Source organism: Chryseobacterium sp. VAUSW3 (genome assembly GCF_002205795.1).
Taxonomy (GTDB): domain Bacteria; phylum Bacteroidota; class Bacteroidia; order Flavobacteriales; family Weeksellaceae; genus Kaistella; species Kaistella yananensis.
The window spans coordinates 536,186-555,869 of sequence record NZ_NIUY01000001.1 but is presented as its reverse complement, the minus strand read 5'-3'; the positions used below and the strand labels follow the sequence as shown (position 1 = coordinate 555,869).

At 40.3% G+C, this 19,684-nt stretch carries 16 protein-coding genes; 6 read left to right on the top strand and 10 right to left on the bottom strand.

Annotation, left to right across the window (positions count from 1 at the left end; genetic code table 11):
- Positions 1-88: 88 nt before the first annotated feature.
- The 5 genes from CDW55_RS02440 (at position 89) to CDW55_RS02420 (ending at position 6,352) form a co-directional block, all read left to right on the top strand.
- Complete coding sequence (locus CDW55_RS02440) at positions 89-2,962, top strand: T9SS type B sorting domain-containing protein (protein ID WP_179285897.1); 2,874 nt, start codon at positions 89-91, stop codon at positions 2,960-2,962.
- Between the two features lie 145 nt (positions 2,963-3,107).
- Positions 3,108-3,386: a co-chaperone GroES gene (gene groES / locus CDW55_RS02435; RefSeq protein ID WP_088468678.1), complete on the top strand. Its 279-nt coding sequence runs from the start codon at positions 3,108-3,110 to the stop codon at positions 3,384-3,386.
- 56 nt (positions 3,387-3,442) lie between these two features.
- Entirely contained in the window at positions 3,443-3,799 is a 357-nt protein-coding gene (locus CDW55_RS02430; protein ID WP_088468131.1) for a four helix bundle protein, read from the top strand.
- A gap of 74 nt (positions 3,800-3,873) precedes the next feature.
- Positions 3,874-5,496 carry a chaperonin GroEL gene (gene groL, locus CDW55_RS02425; protein ID WP_088468677.1) on the top strand — a complete coding sequence of 541 codons (1,623 nt, stop codon included), beginning with the start codon at positions 3,874-3,876 and terminating at the stop codon, positions 5,494-5,496.
- Between the two features lie 259 nt (positions 5,497-5,755).
- Complete coding sequence (locus CDW55_RS02420; protein ID WP_088468130.1) at positions 5,756-6,352, top strand: hypothetical protein; 597 nt, start codon at positions 5,756-5,758, stop codon at positions 6,350-6,352.
- Between the two features lie 342 nt (positions 6,353-6,694).
- Here the strand turns inward: CDW55_RS02420 and pyk are convergent, their stop codons facing one another.
- The 10 genes from pyk to CDW55_RS02370 all read right to left on the bottom strand — a co-directional run bounded on the left by pyk (position 6,695) and on the right by CDW55_RS02370 (position 16,464).
- Positions 6,695-8,140, bottom strand: a complete 1,446-nt coding sequence (gene pyk, locus CDW55_RS02415) for a pyruvate kinase (protein ID WP_088468129.1) — start codon at positions 8,138-8,140, stop codon at positions 6,695-6,697.
- Positions 8,133-8,606: an IPExxxVDY family protein gene (locus CDW55_RS02410; protein ID WP_088468128.1), complete on the bottom strand. Its 474-nt coding sequence runs from the start codon at positions 8,604-8,606 to the stop codon at positions 8,133-8,135. The genes pyk and CDW55_RS02410 overlap by 8 nt, the downstream gene beginning before the upstream one ends.
- The gene (rnc, locus tag CDW55_RS02405) at positions 8,575-9,339 is read right to left on the bottom strand and encodes a ribonuclease III (protein WP_088468127.1); all 765 of its coding nucleotides are present in this window, start codon (positions 9,337-9,339) and stop codon (positions 8,575-8,577) included. The genes CDW55_RS02410 and rnc overlap by 32 nt, the downstream gene beginning before the upstream one ends.
- A gap of 12 nt (positions 9,340-9,351) precedes the next feature.
- The gene (gene fabF, locus CDW55_RS02400) at positions 9,352-10,596 is read right to left on the bottom strand and encodes a beta-ketoacyl-ACP synthase II (protein WP_088468126.1); all 1,245 of its coding nucleotides are present in this window, start codon (positions 10,594-10,596) and stop codon (positions 9,352-9,354) included.
- A gap of 27 nt (positions 10,597-10,623) precedes the next feature.
- A complete protein-coding gene (locus CDW55_RS02395; protein WP_015807007.1) occupies positions 10,624-10,863 on the bottom strand; it encodes an acyl carrier protein in 240 nt (79 codons plus the stop codon).
- Between the two features lie 301 nt (positions 10,864-11,164).
- On the bottom strand, positions 11,165-12,790 hold the full coding sequence (locus CDW55_RS02390; protein WP_179285896.1) for a GEVED domain-containing protein: 1,626 nt from the start codon (positions 12,788-12,790) through the stop codon (positions 11,165-11,167).
- A 367-nt stretch (positions 12,791-13,157) separates the two neighbouring features.
- On the bottom strand, positions 13,158-14,075 hold the full coding sequence (hutG, locus tag CDW55_RS02385; protein ID WP_088468124.1) for a formimidoylglutamase: 918 nt from the start codon (positions 14,073-14,075) through the stop codon (positions 13,158-13,160).
- Between the two features lie 9 nt (positions 14,076-14,084).
- Positions 14,085-15,026: a 1,2-phenylacetyl-CoA epoxidase subunit PaaA gene (gene paaA, locus CDW55_RS02380; protein ID WP_088468123.1), complete on the bottom strand. Its 942-nt coding sequence runs from the start codon at positions 15,024-15,026 to the stop codon at positions 14,085-14,087.
- A 40-nt stretch (positions 15,027-15,066) separates the two neighbouring features.
- On the bottom strand, positions 15,067-15,324 hold the full coding sequence (locus CDW55_RS02375) for a hypothetical protein (protein WP_088468122.1): 258 nt from the start codon (positions 15,322-15,324) through the stop codon (positions 15,067-15,069).
- Between the two features lie 51 nt (positions 15,325-15,375).
- On the bottom strand, positions 15,376-16,464 hold the full coding sequence (locus CDW55_RS02370) for an FAD-binding oxidoreductase (protein ID WP_088468121.1): 1,089 nt from the start codon (positions 16,462-16,464) through the stop codon (positions 15,376-15,378).
- Between the two features lie 332 nt (positions 16,465-16,796).
- Between CDW55_RS02370 and clpB the strand changes: the two genes are divergently transcribed.
- Entirely contained in the window at positions 16,797-19,388 is a 2,592-nt protein-coding gene (gene clpB, locus CDW55_RS02365) for an ATP-dependent chaperone ClpB (protein WP_088468120.1), read from the top strand.
- Positions 19,389-19,684: the final 296 nt, after the last annotated feature.

The following is a 19,684-nucleotide window of genomic DNA, read 5'->3' as shown; positions in this document are numbered from 1 at the left end:
CTGGAATTGTTTTCCAGTTTTTTTTTCTAATACTTAACATATGTAAATTCTCTTGAGAATGGTATTGCTTAATTTTGCGTATTTCCTTATGAGAAAAAAATTATTCAGGTTTCATATAGTACTCTTTACCTTTATATCACTGTGGTCACAGGCACAAGTTATTCGTGTTGCCCCAACGCCAAGTGGTTCTGGTAACGGTTCTTCTTGGGCAAATGCCTCATCGTTACAGAATGCAATTGCAAATGCGAATGCCAATAATCAAATCTGGGTTAGGAGAGGAACATATTTAATTTCAGGAACCTTAAATCCTGACCAGAATAATTTACATATTTATGGAGGTTTTGCAGGGAATGAAACTGCGCTTAACCAAAGAGATTGGCAAAATAACATCACAATTTTCGATGGGCAGAACACCGTGAAAATTATGCGATTTTCATCCAATAACGGAATCATTGATGGGATCCATTTCAGAAACGGATTTGTCACCGGAACAGTAGATACAACCAATGATGGCGGTGGAGCTTTACGGTTGGCCGGTCATGATCAAATCATTAGAAATTGTACCTTTTTAAACAATAGATCTACAGCAGAAAGAGGTGCCGGAGCAATTTTCATTTGGTTTGGAGGAGGGCAATTGATCGAAAATTGCTCTTTTGAAAACAATACCCATATCATCACAACCACCAATTCAAACGGTGGAGGTGCTATCCATAATTGGGATGAAGATGTAACCATTCGTAATTGCCGATTTATCAACAACAGTTCCTCCAGAAGCGGTGGTGCAATTTATTCTTGGGGTGAAAATTTCAATATAGAAGGAAGTAGATTTGTAAATAATCATAGTGATGATAATGGCGGGGCAATTCATATAAACAGTAATGATCTTCTCCTTACCAATTCTTTTTTTAGTGGCAATACAGCCGATGATAGTGGAGGTGCAATTCACAATGATAAACTTTTGAAAGTCAGCAATTCACTTTTCATAAACAACAATGCAAGTAACTTGGGTGGAGCGATTTACAACAGGGAAGAATTAGCCGTAACCAATTCTACTTTTGTGAACAATAACAACACCGCCATCATTCACTCTCGATTTTCTCCAAGCCAATTCTTCAATTATTCAACCCATATTTACAATTCCATATTTTATGGAAATACACCCAAAGCTGTAGACTTTTTTTCGGACATCTCTCCGTCTACTGGTATAAATTCAAATGATGATAGTGAAAAAGACATCAGACGAAACATCGTTCAAGAATATAATTTAGGAACGAACAATATGATTGGAGTAAATCCTCAATTTGTCAATAACACCAATAACTTCCGACTACAAACTTTTAGCCCCGCCGTTAATGCCGGAAACAATGCATTGTACAACCTAGTTTCACCAACAAATGCCGGAAGTTCAACGGATTTAGACGGAAACCCACGGCTTTATGGTACAACAGCAATAGATTATGGTGCTTATGAATTGCAGCAAATAATTACACCTTCCGTTCCAGCTTGTACAGCAGCAACAATTCCAGCAAACGGTGCAACGAATATTGGCATCGCAACAAACTTTTCGTGGACTGCCGTTACTGGTGCAACTTCATACACTCTGCAAATTGGAACGGCTTCAGGAACGTGGAATATTTTAAATCAGAATGTTGGAAATGTAACCACCTTTGATTTACCCAATGATTTGAATTATTCTACTCAATATTTTGTCAGAATTATTCCTTCTAATTCGGCAGGATCAGCTTCTGGATGTTCTGTGACAAATTTTATAACCGAGGCGCAACCAATTACTGTTCCGGCTTGTACAGCAGCAACAATTCCAGCAAACGGTGCAACGAATATTGGCATCGCAACAAACTTTTCGTGGACTGCCGTTACTGGTGCAACTTCCTACACTCTGCAAATTGGAACGGTTTCAGGAACGTGGGATATTATCAATCAAAATGTGGGGAATGTAACCACCTTTGATTTACCCAATGATTTGAATTATTCTACTCAATATTTTGTCAGAATTATTCCTTCTAATTCGGCAGGATCAGCTTCTGGATGTTCTGTGACAAATTTTATAACCGAGGCGCAACCAATTACTGTTCCAGCTTGTACAGCAGCAACAATTCCAGCGAACGGTGCAACGAATATTGGCATCGCAACAAACTTTTCGTGGACTGCCGTTACTGGTGCAACTTCCTACACTCTGCAAATCGGAACGGCTTCAGGAACGTGGAATATTTTAAATCAGAATGTTGGAAATGTAACCACCTTTGATTTACCCAATGATTTGAATTATTCTACTCAATATTTTGTCAGAATTATACCTTCTAATTCGGCAGGATCAGCTTCTGGATGTTCTGTGACAAATTTTATAACAGTTTATGGTGATGAAGATGGCGATGGCGTGACTGACGACAAAGACCAATGCCCAAACACTCCTTTGGGAATTCCTGTTGATTCAAATGGTTGCCCAGTTTGTTCAGCGCCACTGATGACAACTATTAATATTCAGGAAAATAATGCAGAAATTAGTTTTTCCGGAGGAATAAGTCCATTCAACTATCGTGTTGATAATGGTTTGTGGCAATCAACCAGTTCTAATTCAATTGTACTAAATAATTTAGAAGGTGGGCTACATACCATTGAAATCAATTCAGCAGATACTTGCGAAACAATATTAGAGTTCAGCATTATTGAAATGCATAACGTGATTACACCTAATGGTGATGGCATAAATGATGTTTTAGATCTTTCAACTTTGCTTTTGAAGGAGGAACCAAAGCTTATTATTGTTGATCGTTACAGTAATAGAATATTTGAAGGAAATGCGAATAACCAATTCATTTGGGACGGAAAGTTAAACGGAAGACCAATAAAAACCAACTCTTATTGGTTTTACATTGAATGGAAAGAACCAAATTCTCAAACGCTTTCCAAAAAACAAGGCTGGATTTTGGTAAAAAATAGATAATTGAAAATCACTCTCGACAAGAGTGATTTTTTTCTGCCAAAATTGCACATTAGTTTAACAGTGAATGACAGATTTTCAGATTACTTTTGTTGGCACTGTTTTAGAGAAAAACAGTTCAGTATTTAATAATTTAAACCTAAAAAATATGTCAGTAAATTTCAAACCATTAGCAGACCGCGTTCTGGTAGAGCCCACTGCTGCGGAAACTACAACCGCATCAGGAATCATTATCCCCGACACCGCAAAAGAAAAACCACAGGAAGGCGTTGTGGTAGCAGTAGGTCCGGGCAAAAAAGATGAGCCAACAACTGTACAGGTAGGCGACAAAGTACTTTACGGAAAATATTCAGGTTCTGAATTAAAACTGGATGGTAAAGATTATTTAATTGTAAAAGAAGGTGATCTATTGGGAATTATCGGCTAATACATGCTTCTTGCATTTGGCTGATAGCTTCTGGCAAAATAAGTGAATAGCCCACAGTGAGGGATTTTAAAAAATTTGAAGTTTGGCAATTGAGTCATCAATTAACATTAAAAATATACACTTCAACCAAAAGTTTTCCAAAGGAAGAAATTTTTGGATTAACTTCTCAAATCAGAAGATCATTCGCCTCCATCGGATATAACATCTCAGAAGGGAGTGGAAGAAATTCCGATAAAGAGTTTGCAAATTTTATCAATATTGCATTGGGATCATCCAATGAAGCAGAAAACCAATTAATTCTTGCTAAAGATTTAGATTACCTTAATGAAAGTGATTATCAAAAATTTTTAACTGAATTAACAATTTTAAAAAAGAAGCTTGTTACCCTTTGGAACAGGTTAAATGGAAATTAAAACAAAATTAATAACAAAACAGCGGCTTGCTAAAGCCAATGGCAAATAGCCAGCCGCCAAAAGCAATAAATATTATGGCAAAAGAAATAAAATTTGATATCGAATCAAGAGACGGCCTGAAAAGAGGGGTTGATGCATTGGCTAATGCAGTAAAAGTAACTTTAGGTCCTAAAGGCCGTAACGTTGTCATCGAAAAATCTTTCGGTGCACCACATGTTACTAAAGACGGAGTTTCCGTTGCAAAAGAAATCGAACTTGAAGACCGTGTAGAAAACATGGGCGCACAAATGGTGAAAGAAGTTGCTTCTAAAACCAACGATATTGCAGGTGACGGAACTACCACTGCAACAGTTCTGGCTCAGGCAATCGTTCGCGAAGGTCTGAAAAACGTAGCTGCAGGCGCTAACCCAATGGATCTGAAAAGAGGAATCGATAAAGCGGTAACTGCTGTTGTTGAAAACCTTAAATCTCAGTCTCAGGCGGTAGGTGATTCATCAGAAAAAATCAAGCAGGTAGCTTCTATTTCTGCGAATAACGACGATACTATTGGTACTTTAATCGCTGAAGCGTTCGGAAAAGTAGGTAAAGAAGGGGTAATTACTGTGGAAGAAGCAAAAGGAACTGATACTACAGTAGATGTAGTTGAAGGAATGCAGTTCGACAGAGGTTACCAGTCTCCGTATTTCGTAACCAACCCTGAGAAAATGGTTGCTGAATTAGAAAATCCTTATATCCTATTGGTAGAGAAAAAAATCTCTTCAATGAAGGAATTGCTTCCGGTTCTTGAGCCGGTTGCACAGGCAGGAAAGTCGCTTTTAATCATCTCTGAAGAAGTTGAGGGCGAAGCTTTGGCGACTTTAGTAGTGAACAAATTAAGAGGTTCTTTAAAAATCGCTGCGGTAAAAGCACCGGGATTCGGCGACAGAAGAAAAGCAATGTTAGAAGACATCGCGATCCTAACAGGCGGACAGGTAATTTCGGAAGAAAGAGGCTTCACTATGGAGAATGCTACTTTGGATATGCTGGGAACTGCTGAGAAAGTAACCATCGATAAAGACAATACAACCATCGTAAACGGAGCTGGTGAAGAAAGCCTTATCAAAGGCCGCGTAAGCCAGATCAAAGCACAGATGGAATCTACAACTTCAGACTACGACCGCGAAAAACTGCAGGAAAGACTGGCTAAATTAGCTGGTGGCGTAGCCGTACTTTACGTAGGTGCCGCTTCCGAAGTTGAGATGAAAGAGAAAAAAGACCGTGTTGATGATGCCTTGCACGCAACCAGAGCTGCCGTTGAAGAAGGAATTGTTCCCGGAGGTGGTGTGGCATTGGTAAGAGCCATTTCTGCAATTAACGTAGAAGGCAGCAACCTGGACGAAACTACCGGTATTAAAATTGTGAAGAGAGCAATCGAAGAGCCGTTGAGACAAATCGTAGCCAACGCAGGTGGCGAAGGTTCTGTAATCGTTGCAAAAGTAGCGGAAGGAAGTGGAGATTTCGGTTTCAACGCGAAGAACGACGAGTATGTAAACATGTACGAAGCAGGAATCATCGACCCAACCAAAGTGGTGCGTGTAGCTTTAGAAAACGCAGCTTCAGTTGCAGGGATGCTTCTAACTACCGAGTGTGTCATCACCGAGGTGAAAAAAGATGAACCAGCCATGCCAATGGGCGGCGGAATGCCGGGCATGATGTAAGTAGTGCCGTAAGCCATAAGCTTTAAGCGATATGCTTTTATGCGTACAGCATACAGCATACAGCAAAAAAACATCCGTTCAGAATTTTCTGAGCGGATTTTTTTTGTAGCCGGGAACCTGCTCTTCGCTATTACTCCTCGCTCAGCCGCTCCGCTTCGCTCCGCGGCCTCACTGTGGGGTAGCCGCTATGATCAGGGCTAGGGTTTGTATTTTGTTTAACTTTTCGCTGTATAATTAATCAATGAATAAATAACCGTTTATGAAAATCTCAAAAATCAATTTTACCATCTTTGCTGCCATTAGTCTTTTACTGCTTTTAGGTTTTACAAATAATACCGAACCCATTAGAGTTCATGTGAAATTTGTAGCGCAATCTGATAATGAATTTAAAAAAGGAACACTTCGCATCGTTGAAATCGGGGAAATATTTGAAATCACTGAGGTTAAAGATTTTTCATTTCTACTTCAGAAAGGGAATTATACTTTAAGGTTCACATCAGAAACGCCTCATAGGATAGTCTACCCTGGTAAGATAACAAAGAAACAAAATGAGGTGATTATATATCTAGGCAATTCAAAATCATATATTGAAGAATATGCCAGCGAAAAAAACTGGCAACAACTTCTGAAAGAAGACCGGCTGAAATTCATACATTTCGGATTTGCTCCCGTACATGTCAAAGAATTCTACGAAAAATACAAAATTGATGTTAAGAACGAAGGTTGTGTTATCACTCCGGTAATTTCTTCAGCAGCTGAGCATAACAACAGAATTGTTGCCAATTACCTGACCTCAAAATTCGGCACTGAGTGGAAAAAAGACTTAGGATTCTTGCCTTTTGGAGTATATAAATAATTCTAATTCCAACCTCCGGTGTGGTTAATTCTTTCTATTTGCACAATAGCCGCCTGTCAATTTACCCACTTCCATAATATAAAAATTTACTCCGAGAATATAGAAGCTTACGATAGAACGCAAAGATTTACGTCCACAGCCTAAAACTGTACCTTCAGAACCTAAACGTTTACGTTCGGTACCCCATCGTTCGTGTCCGGAACCTCAAAATTGACGCACGAAAGCCCATTTTTGCCCTATAGAACCCCAAATTTGATGTAGAATCGTCATCCACCAAGTTCTACGGTGCAAGCATGAAAAAGCCCGCCAAATCGGCAGGCTTTCTATGTTAATGATCACTGATTAAATCGTCGTTAATCTCAGTGTATTAGTTTTACCACCTTCGTAAGCCGGTGTAGCGTTCAGGTTAATCACGAAATCGCCCTGTTCTACAAAACCGTTGGTGTGCGCCAGCATATTCACCTGAATAATGGTTTCGTCGGTAGATTTCTGCATGTCGTAGTAAAACGCACGCACGCCCCAAAGAAGGTTCAGCATCGTAAGTACGCGTCTGTTCGAACTGTACACAATAATATTGGCATTCGGCCTGTGCGCCGAAATCTGGAACGCCGTGTAACCCGAATAGGTTAAGGTAACAATGGCTTCTACATTGGCGGTTTTTGCAATTCTCACGGCTGCCAGGCAGATTCTGTTCGTAATAAAACGCTCATCCACACAATTGAATTCGTGTTCGATCGGCGAGTTTTTGTTTTGGTAGAAATGGGTCTTTTCGATATTCTTTACAATCTTCGACATGTTTTTCACCACATCTACCGGATATTTACCCACCGAAGTTTCTCCGGAAAGCATCACTGCGTCAGCCCCATCGAGTACCGAGTTTGCCACGTCGTTCACCTCGGCTCTGGTTGGCGTTAAGCTGGTGATCATGGTTTCCATCATTTGGGTAGCGATGATTACCGGTTTGGCGTATTTTCTGGCGATTTCTACCAGGTTTTTCTGGATGGCGGGTACTTCTTCCATAGGAACTTCCACACCCAAATCTCCACGTGCTACCATCAGTCCGTCGCATTCCTGCAGGATCTGCTCGATATTTTTTACGCCTTCAGGTTTTTCGATCTTCGCGATGATTGGCGTTTTCTGTTTGTTGGTAGGGTGGTTCTTCATAAGCTCCTTCAGGTCGATAATGTCCTGAGCGTGGCGCACGAAGGAAAGCGCAATCCAGTCCAGCTCCAGATCGAGCATGAAGTTGGCATCCTTAATATCTTTTTCGGTAAGTGCCGGAAGCGACACGTTGGTATTCGGTAGGTTTACGCCTTTCTTGGAGCTCAGTGGACCCCCTTGGATGGTTTTCGCTTTTACAGTATCCAGGTTGTTGGTTTCAATAACTTCTAAAACCAGTTTACCGTCGTCGATTAGGATTCTTTCGCCCACTTTCACATCCTGCGGAAACTTCTGATACGTCATGTAAACTTTTGTAGAATCTCCTTCGATTTTTTCGTTGGTGAAGGTAAGGATGTCTCCGGGGTTAAGGTACGAGCCTTCTTTTACAACACCTACTCGGAGTTTCGGGCCCTGCAGGTCGCCAAGGATTCCTACAGAAAAACCGTGTTCCTGGTTGAGCTCACGAATGGTTTGTACGTTTTTTTTAACTAAATCGTAATCGGCGTGAGAAAAATTTATTCTGAAAATATCGGTGCCAGCCTGGATGAGCTGAAGCATGGTTTGTTTATCGGATGAAGCCGGCCCCAGGGTGGCGATAATTTTTGTTTTTTTTAGATATTTATTCATAGTATTGAATTAATTGATAAAGCTCCTCGGCAGGGCTTAGGTTGAAATTCTGTATTTGGAATAACAGATTTTCAGGGAGCAAAATTAAGGAAAAATCATCAAATGGCTCGGATGTTTTCATGATATAATCTACATCCTGAGAATGATCAAGCAGAAACATGGTTTCGGTTTCGCCAGAAAATAATTCCTGTGGGATTTTCTTCTGAAGATAATGCGATGACCGGTTGGCGATAAAGTGAATGCACAGCTCGGAATCGCGGTGGAACGCCTGAAATCTCGGGAAAAAATAATCGTTGTAATTGCCGTGGTAGGTAAGGTCTGCAGTGCGCGAAAAGTTAAAAGTATTCTGCGAATTGAGTTGATAAAAAAGTTCGTGCGCAGGTACATCTTTTACGAGGCGTACGAGCCCTACGGTAATTTCTTCTTCTTCGTCGTCAATATCCAGCAGGATCTTTTGCGTTTTCAAGGATACTTTGTTTTTTGTTTAAAATATAAAATGCTCTTTGGGCAGCTTTTTCTTCGGCTTTCTTTTTAGAGGTTTCTGTGGCGTTCGATATTTTTTCATCTTCCAGCCACACGTAACTCCGGAACATCAGGTTTTTGTTGACCTGCATTTCTTCGTAGGTTTCGTAGCGGATCGAGACTTTCTTTTTCTGGCTCCACTCCAGCAGCAAACCTTTATAACTTACGATCTTATTTTCGAGTTTATTGATTTCGGTTGGGGTTAAAAGCCTCTCGAGGACGACTTTTTTGCAAGTTTCGTAATCAACATCAAGATAAAGCGCGCCGATTAAAGCTTCAAAAAGATTCCCGGAAATGTTTTCGCTCAAAGTGCTGGGAGAATCATTCTGGAGGAACTTTGTTAATGAAAGTTCATCACCCAGTTTGTTAAGGTTTTTGCGATTGACAATCTTCGACTTCATCTGGGTAAGGTACCCTTCGTTCGCATCGGGGTACGTTGAAAAAAGATGACAGGAAATGATTGCACCTAATACGGAATCGCCCAAAAACTCGAGTCTCTCGTAATTATTTTTTTTTGAGGATGATGTTTTTAAAGAAAAAGCTTCCCGGTAAAGACTGATGTTCTGAACGCTGCAACCTGTAATTTTACTGATCTCAGTGCTTAGATAGTAATCTTTTTCGGAGAGGTTTTTTTTTCTGTTAACTAGGAATTTAGGAAAATATTTCTTTAACTCCATAGAATTCTTTGTTTAGATTTTGGAGAAAAGTACACACGCATTGTGGCCGCCAAAGCCGAAAGTATTGCTCATCGCCACATTCACTTCTTTTTCCACGGCATGGTGGAAGGTGAAATTCAGGCGGCTGTCGATTTTTTCATCATCAGTAAAATGATTGATGGTTGGCGGAACGATGTTGTGTATAATGGTGTTTAGAACGGCGATTGCCTCAATAACTCCTGCTGCACCCAACAGGTGGCCTGTCATTGATTTTGTGGAATTAATCTGGATATCGTACGCATGATCCCCGAGTAATTTAGAGATTGCATTAGATTCCGCGATGTCGCCTAAGGGAGTAGAAGTACCGTGCATATTGATGTGATCTACTTCGTCAGCAGTTACCCCAGCGTCTTCCAGACAGTTTTTCATGACCAGGTAAGCGCCAAGGCCATCGGGGTGAGGTGCGGTCATGTGATACGCGTCTGCACTCATTCCACCGCCTTTCAGTTCGGCGTAGATGGTAGCACCACGCTTTTTCGCGTGTTCGTATTCTTCAAGAATAATGGAACCTGCTCCTTCACCGAGTACAAATCCGTCTCTGTCCTTATCAAAAGGTCGGGAAGCTGTTTTCGGATCTTCGTTTCGGGTAGAAAGTGCCATCATGGCGTTAAAACCACCAACTCCGCTTGCTGTAACTGCAGCTTCAGAACCCCCGCACACGATTACATCAGCCTTACCGAGTTGGATCAGCATTTTAGCATCGATGAGTGCATTGGCAGAAGAAGCGCAGGCAGAAACTGTGGTGTAATTGGGACCGTGGAAGCCGTATTCGATAGAAATCTGGCCACCGGTAATGTCCGCAATCATTTTAGGAATAAAGAACGGGTTGAAACGTGGGATATCGCTATTTGCCCAGCCCAGAACTTCGTTTTCGAAAGTCTCGAGACCGCCAATTCCTGAACCCCAGATTACCCCGACTCTGTTTTTATCGAGTTCGCCGTTCATAATACCGGAATGTTCCACCGCTTCTCTGGCAGCAACAATTCCCAATTGGGTATTTCTATCCATTTTCTTCGCTTCTTTTTTATCGAAGTGATCGAGTGGATTGAAATTCTTTACCTCGCAGGCGAATTTGGTTTTGAATTGAGAGGCATCAAAAAGAGTAATAGGAGCGGCACCGCTCTCGCCTTTGATAAGACTTTCCCAGTATTCTTTGGCATTATTTCCAATAGGCGTTATTGCCCCAAAACCGGTAACAACTACTCTTTTTAATTCCATAAATTTTAGATTCTTGTTGATAGAATATTATTTGTTCACCACTTCTTCAATATAAGTAATAGCGTGACCTACAGTTGTAATTTTTTCTGCTTGATCATCAGGGATTTGAATATTGAATTCTTTTTCAAATTCCATGATAAGTTCTACAGTATCCAAAGAATCTGCTCCTAAATCGTTTGTGAAACTAGCTTCTGGAGTTACTTCTGTTTCCTCAACGTCGAGTTTGTCCGCGATAATCGCTTTTACTCTTGATGCAATGTCTGACATAGTAATTTAATTTTAATTAGTTGTTAATTGGTGCAAATATATAAAATTCTTTATCAATAGCAGTTTTTTTATAAATATTTACGTTTTTATTTGGTGTTTGAGGCGTTGTTTTGCTTCCATAATTTAGCAGTGTTGTTCTATAGCAAAAGAATGCGTTAGTGCTTCCAGCTATGCCGTTAGATGGTAGTTTTCATGTTGGGAATGTTTTCCGGTTGTCTTGTTTGGTATCGTGTGTTTTTAAGGCATGAAAATGGCCCGATAAAAATTATCGGGCCACTTCATAGTTTAAAATGTTAATGTGTTATTTCTTGATCACCTTAAATGATTCATTTTTACCTCCTTCAAGGATGGTGCTGATGATATAGGTTCCTGGAGCCATCTTGCTCATATCAAGTTTACCGTTAACCAATTTCGAAGGAACTGGCATCTTTTGTCCTGCAATATTGTAAACATGTACCGTTTCGATGGTTTTCTTCGAGTTGATGGTAAGGATGTCTTTCACTGGGTTTGGATAGAAGGAAACTTCTTTGGCTCCAGCTTCGCTTACAGCAGCGGTAGCACATTCTGCGTCGATCATCATCATACCGTCGAAATGTAGTCCTGGAGTTGTGGTTGATACCGGCTGTGTCCAAGTGGCGCCACTGTCTGCTGACTGATAATTAGAAGAGGTTACCCAACCTTCTGTATATTTATAACCAATCCAGTAGGAACTGATTTGAGAGGCAGATGTACCTGTTATTGCGATCCAGTACTTAGTGTCATTTGCTGCATTCACAGGAAGTTCGAAGTTGCCTAGATCAAGGGTTATTCTATAGGTTGGGAGACTGGCAAAAGTATCTGGTAGTGTGAGTACATTAGTAGGAGTTACTCCAGTCATCGTTGTAATCACAGTAGTTCCTGGAGTATTAGATCCACTGTCTGCCAATATTTTCACATCGAAAGAAGTAATGTCAGATGCACCTGCTGCTGCCTGAGATACGATGTCAAATTTCACTGACTGCAATTTATAGGTTTCGCTTTCTTTAGGAACAAAAAAGTCATTGGCTACCATATATGTTGCAGAGGCTAAATTCTTTGTCATATTATGCGCGGTATCTGGTACGCCTGAATAAGTTTGGTCACAACCATAATCAGGTTCCACAGGAGGTGTTCCGCATTTAACTGATCTTGTGTGGCTAGAGCTGGTTCCATCACAATTGCTTGAAAGGTGAGAGTAAAAACGTACAACACCGTTTGCTGTTGGGGTATATGTCACCGATCCTGTTCCTGATGCAAGAACTGCAGTGCCTGCTTCGTTGCCAATAGTAATGAAATACGTATTTACTGAAGTAGAGAAGGTGTAAGTTGTGCCGGCAATTACATTTACCTTAGAGTACTCGTTCAACCATGCTACAGTAGTTATGTTACCCACTGCTCCGTTACAGTTAGGGGTAAAGGTCGCTGCAGGGTATTGCCCGTTGGTTGCTGTTAGACATCCTGTTGGTGCAACGGGTGCAACAACTAGGGTGTAGTCCTCAACTTCCCCGTATTGTCCATCTAGACATGGGTCAGTAACTGCTGGATTGTTAGATCCGGTCGCATTAACCATTACTCTTAATCTGTAAGATCCAGCAGCGAGGGTTGAAGGAATTGAAATGTTGCCTGTAAGGGTAGAAACCTGCATGTTAGATCCGCTTCCGATTTCTCCTAAGAATTCTTCAGTTTCAAAAGTTTCGTTATTGTTGAAGTCAATCCATGCAGAAACTCTTTCAAACCATCCATCGCCTACAGTCACAGAAATAGGATAGGATTGTCCGGCCTGTATTTGACCTTGGGTAGCAGTGTAATCTCCGTAACCATTAGGGCTACAAGTGGTAGTGTTGTTAATTCCAGCAACAGTTACATTTGTTATCAAGTCTCCATCGTTACATTCAAGATCCACTGGCATGCAATATGCGGCAGGGGCATATGAAAGTGAAGGTTTAGCATTGATTTTTACGGATTGTTTTTTCGGATGAACCGAGCTTTTAGAGTTTGCACTCTGTGCGAAGTTTGCCAAAGGCATAATTGCCAATAACAGCAAGGGTAGTTTTTTTCTCATAAGTAATAAATTTAATTAATGTTTTTAAATTCTGACCAAATTATAAATAAATATCAAATAAACAAAGTTTAATTTGATTATTCGCTAATAAAATGGATGTTTTTGTGAAATATGTGTTATTTTGTAGTGCTTTTCGTGGTAGCAAAGATTGGTTGTAACGCCCTGATAGCCTTGGTTATCACGAATTGTTGATGTATAAGAAAAAAAATTATTCTTATTTCAGCAGAAACCATTCATTGGCTAAACTTGCCGCAAGTCTTGCGGTACGTTCATTTTGATCTAAGGCGGGATTTACCTCTGCGATATCGAAGGCTAAAAGTTTCTCACTCTTAAGAATATGTTTGAAATAATGCATAAAAGCTGCATCGGCAAAGATGCCGTTATAAGCTGCGGCGGATACACCCGGCGCAATGGCAACATTAAAAACATCCATACAAACCGTGAGATACAACACATCGCACGCGCTGATGAGTTCATCAATTCTGGTGTACACTGCCGGAAGGTTTTCGAAAAATAGTTCGTCCGCCAGGATATATTTCATACCGTACTGATGAGCGGTATCGAAAAGTTTAAGAGTGTTGGAGTTTTTCTGAATTCCAATATGAAGCGAATTGATTTCGCCTTCCTGAGCGATCTGCCAGAAACCGGTACCTGAACTGGCGCCGATTCCCGCTTCGGGTTCACGGTTATCAAAATGAGCGTCGATATTGATGATTCCAATCTTCTTTCCCGGAAAGGCTTTCCTGATTCCTGAATAATGCGCATAAGTAACTTCGTGGCCACCACCGAGAACGACAGATATTCCGTTCCTTTTCAAAACTTCTGCAACTTTTTCTGCCAGTTCATTTTGGGCGCCTTCAAGATTTCCGTTTTCACAGGTGATATTTCCGAAATCTTTCAGTGAAAATTCAGGACTGACAACGGGAAAATTCGACATATTTTTCCGGATGAGATTCGGAGCGTCTTTAGCGCCACCTCTTCCTTTGTTTCTTCTCACGCCTTCGTCTACAGCAAATCCGTGTAAAACGAAATCGTTCGGTGAAATCGAATCGTAATCGTTTTCCAGAGAAACTCTTTGGAAAATCCGGTGATAAAGCGGGTCTTCGCCGTCAAAACGTCCTTGCCAGATCATTGTTGTTTTTTAAACTGCAGACTTTATACGTTCTGACTCCGCATACGCCATCGCAGCTTCCTTCACCCAAGAATGTTCACGCTGCGCTTTTCTTTTTGTTTCCAAACGTTTTTTGTTGCATGGTCCGTTTCCTTTTAATACTTCCATGAATTCATCCCACGGCAATTCTCCGAAATCGTAATGTTGGGTTTCTTCATTCCATTTAAGCTTTTCATCCGGAATTTTCAGACCTAAAAATTCTGCCTGCGGCACGGTAACGTCAATAAAACGCTGTCTCAGGGAGTCGTTGCTTTCTCTTTTTACCCGATAATTCATGGATTTCTGGGAATTGGGCGAGGCATCATCATTTGGGCCGAACATCATTAAAGCCGGCCACCAGAAACGGTTCAGTGCTTCCTGAGCTAAATCTTTCTGCTCTTTAGTTCCCCGGCAAAGCGTCATTAAAATTTCATATCCCTGTCTTTGGTGGAAAGATTCTTCTTTGCAAATTCTGACCATTGCTCTGGAGTAAGGTCCGTACGAATTTCCCATCAGCATGACTTGATTCATAATCGCTGCTCCATCAACCAGCCAGCCAATTGCTCCGATATCTGCCCAGGAAAGCGCAGGGTAATTGAAGATGCTGGAGTATTTTGCTTTTCCGGAAAGCATATCGTTGTATGTGGAGTCGCGGTCTGCAACAACTTCACCGTTGCCCAGGGTTTCTGTTGCGGCGTACAGATATAGTCCGTGCCCTGCTTCATCCTGAATTTTTGCCATCAACGCCATTTTTCTGCGCAGCGATGGTGCACGGGTAATCCAGTTGGCTTCCGGCAGCATTCCTACGATTTCTGAATGGGCATGCTGAGAAATCTGCCGCACCAATAATTTTCTGTAATCATCGGGCATTACATCTTTTGGTTCTACTTTATTCTCTGCCTGAACGTATGCTAAAAATTTTTCCTTATCCATTTTTAATTTTTTTAAAATAACGCAACTTGTGCGTGTAACGCTATAATTTCCCTTCGCTTAAATCATCTTTAAGATAAATCCCTACTTTGGAATCGATAAATTCCCCTGCTACAAAACTGATGGTTTTGTCGTTGCCTTCAATCTGGTATTCCTTGAAGAAGTAAACGTTGCCGTTATCAGGACCTTTTACTTCTACTTTTTTGTTAACGCAATGCCAGTAATGATTCCAGATGTTGAGTCCTTCGATTTTAAATTCTTCGTTCTCGTCAACGGATTTTGCAAATTTCCAGTTTGTCATTGTTGTAGATTTTTAGAGGTAAAAAAGTTTGCGAAATCTTTTTTCCCTGAATTATACATCATAATTGAGCATCACCACATTGGTAGTCGGGTGACACTGGCAGGTCAGTACAAATCCGCGCTCCACTTCGTCTTCGGTAAGCGCGAAATTCTTTTCCATAAATACTTCGCCTTCCATGACCTGGGCTTTGCAGGTGCAGCATACGCCACCTTTGCACGCGAAGGGAACGGGAAGTTTGTCGTGCAGCGCCTGATCCAGTATGCTTTTTTTCTTTGAATTGAGATGAAAAGAATATTCATCATCATCAATAATTAAAGTTACCATACTTTCGATATTTGGGATGGCTTTAAACTCATCGCTCATTTCTGCGTTTTCATCGTCATCCGGTGCTGTATAATATTCATACATAATCTGCAGTGAAGGTACTTTTTCATCATTTTTAAGATATCCGGAAATATCTTTGATCATTTCAGACGGGCCGCAGATGAAGTACGTCGATTCCTGAACGGGAATTTCGGGGAATCTTCCGAACAGCTGCGACAGTTTTTGTGCTGAGATTCTTCCTTCAAAAAGTTCATCTTCAAAATGCTTTTCCCGGGAAAGAAGATAGATAATTTTCAGTCTTCCAGCGAATTTTGCAGCTAATTCATCAATTTCTTTCTTAAAAATAATGTCGTTGATGCTTTTATTGCTGAAAAATAAATACGCATTGCTTTTCGGTTCCTGATAAAGCGCTTCTTTAAGGTTTGAAAGTACCGGCGATATTCCGCTGCCGGCTGCCAACCCGATATAGGTTTTCTCGTTTGAAGGATGGTAATGCGTGTAGAAATGTCCCATTGGTGCTGATACTTCTACCTGGTCGCCTTCTTTCAGTTCGTTATTCAGGAAAGTGGAAACTTTGCCGCCATCCAAATGTTTTACAAGGACTTCGAGTTCGGTGTTCCCTTCGCTCGGTGCATTCACGATTGAATAGGATCTCCGAAGGTCTTCGTCCCCGAAAACGAAACGTACATTAAGATATTGGCCTTGCTTAAAGGCAAATTCGTGCCTCAGGTTTTGAGGGATTTCAAAACCGATATTTACGGAATCATTCGTTTCCTTCTTTACCCGGGCTGCTTTTAACAGATGAAAATGATGCATATTTTGTAAAAAATAACTCTATAAAGGTGAGTTCAACAAATATACTTTTTTTTTGAATGGTACAAAAAATACCTCTGTGGAGGTTTACTGGTTTAAATTCAGAAACTTCAGACGTATTATTTGCTTTAATCGGTAATTTTGTCTTAAACAGCACGCTATCAATTTGTTAAAATCGGAAATTGTGTCCTGAAAACGTGCTAAATATTTAACAGAACAATTTTTGTTGAATAACGTTTAATCATAAAAAAAACTTTAAAACATACCCGAGAATTCGTAAATTTATATGGGTTTTTTATTGTTTTGAATTTAAAAAAAAATAAAATCACAATACTATGAACTTAAACCAATACACTGTAAAATCGCAGGAAGCTATACAGAAAGCACAGCAAATTGCCATGGAATTTGGCAACCAAAGCATTGAACCACAACACTTGTTGGAAGGAATTTTTCAGGTTGACGAAAATATCTCTGAATTTTTAATGAAAAAATCGGAGGCTGAACTAAGTTTGGTTCGGGACCGAAACCGTGAAAACATCGAAAAACTTCCGAAAGTGGAAGGCGGAAATATTTATCTTTCGCAATCCGCTAACCGTGTTTTGCTCGACGCTCCCAATGTTGCAAAAAAAATGGGCGACGAATTTGTAACCATTGAGCATCTTTGGCTTTCGCTTCTCGAAGTAAATTCTGATGTTTCGAAAATGCTGAAAGACATGGGCGTTACGAAAAAAGGTCTGGAAACTGCGATTAAGGAGCTCCGTAAAGGCTCGAAGGCAACTTCCGCAAGTTCGGAAGAAACTTATCAGAGTTTAAACAAATACGCTAAAAACTTCAACGAACTTGCTGCAGAGGGAAAACTGGATCCCGTTATCGGGCGTGATGAAGAAATCCGCAGGGTTCTGCAGATACTTTCGAGAAGAACGAAAAATAATCCGATTCTTATCGGTGAACCGGGTGTAGGTAAAACAGCTATTGCTGAAGGAATTGCACACCGTATCATTTCCGGCGATATTCCTGAAAATCTCATGGATAAAACATTGTACTCACTTGATATGGGTGCCTTAATAGCCGGTGCAAAGTATAAAGGCGAATTCGAAGAAAGGCTGAAATCAGTCATTAATGAAGTTACTAAATCCGATGGGCAGATTATTCTCTTCATTGATGAAATACATACCTTGGTAGGAGCTGGAGGTGGCGAAGGTGCGATGGATGCGGCGAATATACTGAAACCAGCATTAGCGAGGGGTGAACTTCGTGCGATTGGTGCCACGACTTTAAATGAGTACCAAAAGTATTTCGAGAAAGATAAAGCACTTGAAAGACGATTCCAGAAAGTGATGGTGGAAGAGCCGGATACCGAATCTGCTATTTCAATTCTTCGTGGCATCAAAGATAAATATGAAGCGCACCATAAAGTCAGAATTAAAGATGAAGCCATTATTGCTGCGGTAGAAATGTCTCAACGCTATATTTCTGACCGGTTTTTACCGGATAAAGCGATTGATTTAATTGATGAGGCGTCTGCCAAACTCCGCATGGAAATCAATTCAAAACCTGAAGAATTGGATGTTTTAGACAGAAAACTTATGCAGATGGAAATTGAACTTGCTGCCATTTCAAGAGAAGGCAATGAAATTAAAATTAATCATCTGAAAGAAGATATCGCAAGGGTTTCTGAACAACGCAACGAAATCAACGCAAAATGGCTCAAAGAAAAACAGAAATCAGAAGATTTAACTTCCATTAAGAAAGAAATTGAAGCGTTAAAACTTGAAGCTGAACGTGCGTCCAGAATAGGTGATTATGCTAAAGTTGCTGAAATTCAGTACGGAAAAATTAAAGAAAAAGAAGCTGATCTGGAGAAACTCGAACTCGAAATGCAGAACAATCTGAACGAGTTGATTAAAGAAGAAGTTACGGCTGAGAATATTTCTGAAGTCATTTCTAAATGGACCGGAATTCCGGTTACAAAATTATTGCAGTCGGAACGCGAAAAACTGCTGCATCTGGAAGATGAGCTACATAAAAGAGTTGTTGGTCAGGACGAAGCGATAGAATCTGTTGCCAACGCGATCCGCCGTAACAGAGCGGGATTGAATGATGAAAAAAAACCGATTGGTTCATTCCTGTTTTTGGGAACCACCGGTGTCGGAAAAACTGAACTCGCGAAAGCCTTAGCAGAATATCTTTTCGATGATGAAAATAATATGACCCGAATCGATATGAGTGAGTATCAGGAAAGGCACTCGGTTTCAAGACTGGTGGGTGCGCCTCCAGGATATGTGGGTTACGATGAAGGCGGACAGTTAACCGAAGCTGTTCGGCGAAGACCATACTCGGTAGTGCTTTTGGACGAGATTGAAAAAGCGCATCCCGATGTCTTTAATACTTTGCTCCAGGTTCTGGATGACGGAAGGCTTACGGATAACAAAGGTAGGGTAGTGAATTTTAAAAACTCCATCATCATCATGACTTCCAATTTAGGATCTCATCTGATTCAGGAAAATTTTGAAAATATCAGCGATGATAATGTGGAGGAAATCGTAGAAAAAACAAAAGACGAAGTTTTTGGACTGCTGAAACAGACTTTAAGACCGGAGTTTTTGAACCGAATTGATGAGGTTGTCCTCTTCCAGCCATTAAACAGAAAAGAAATCGGCAAAATTGTTCATTACCAGTTGCGCGGTTTTAATAAAATGCTGGAAAAACGCGGTATTTTTATGACGGCTACGGATGATGCGATTAATTACCTTATGAATAAAGGTTATGATCCAAGTTTTGGTGCAAGACCACTGAAAAGAGTTCTGCAACAGGAAGTTCTGAATAAACTTTCCAAAGAAATCTTAGCCGGCGCAGTAAATGACGGTGATAGAATTACATTAGATTATTTTGATGAAAGCGGATTGGTTTTCAGGCCGACGGAATAAATATCAAAATTTTTGACAGATAAAGCGATCGATGCCGGTCGCTTTTTTTTGTATCTTCATGTAATCGTTATTATTTTTAATAAAAGGATAATATTTGTCTTGTTTCATTAGTTTTAATGCATTGCATAGTTATATAGAGTATTTGATTAAAATCTAAAAATAATGACTATTTGATGAAAAATAAAATACTGTAAACCATTTATTTAAAATAAAAACGATTAAGAATTTAATTTATTTATAATAAAACTATTGCGCAGTAATTTTCAACTCTATAAATTCGTTTTTGCAAAAATTAA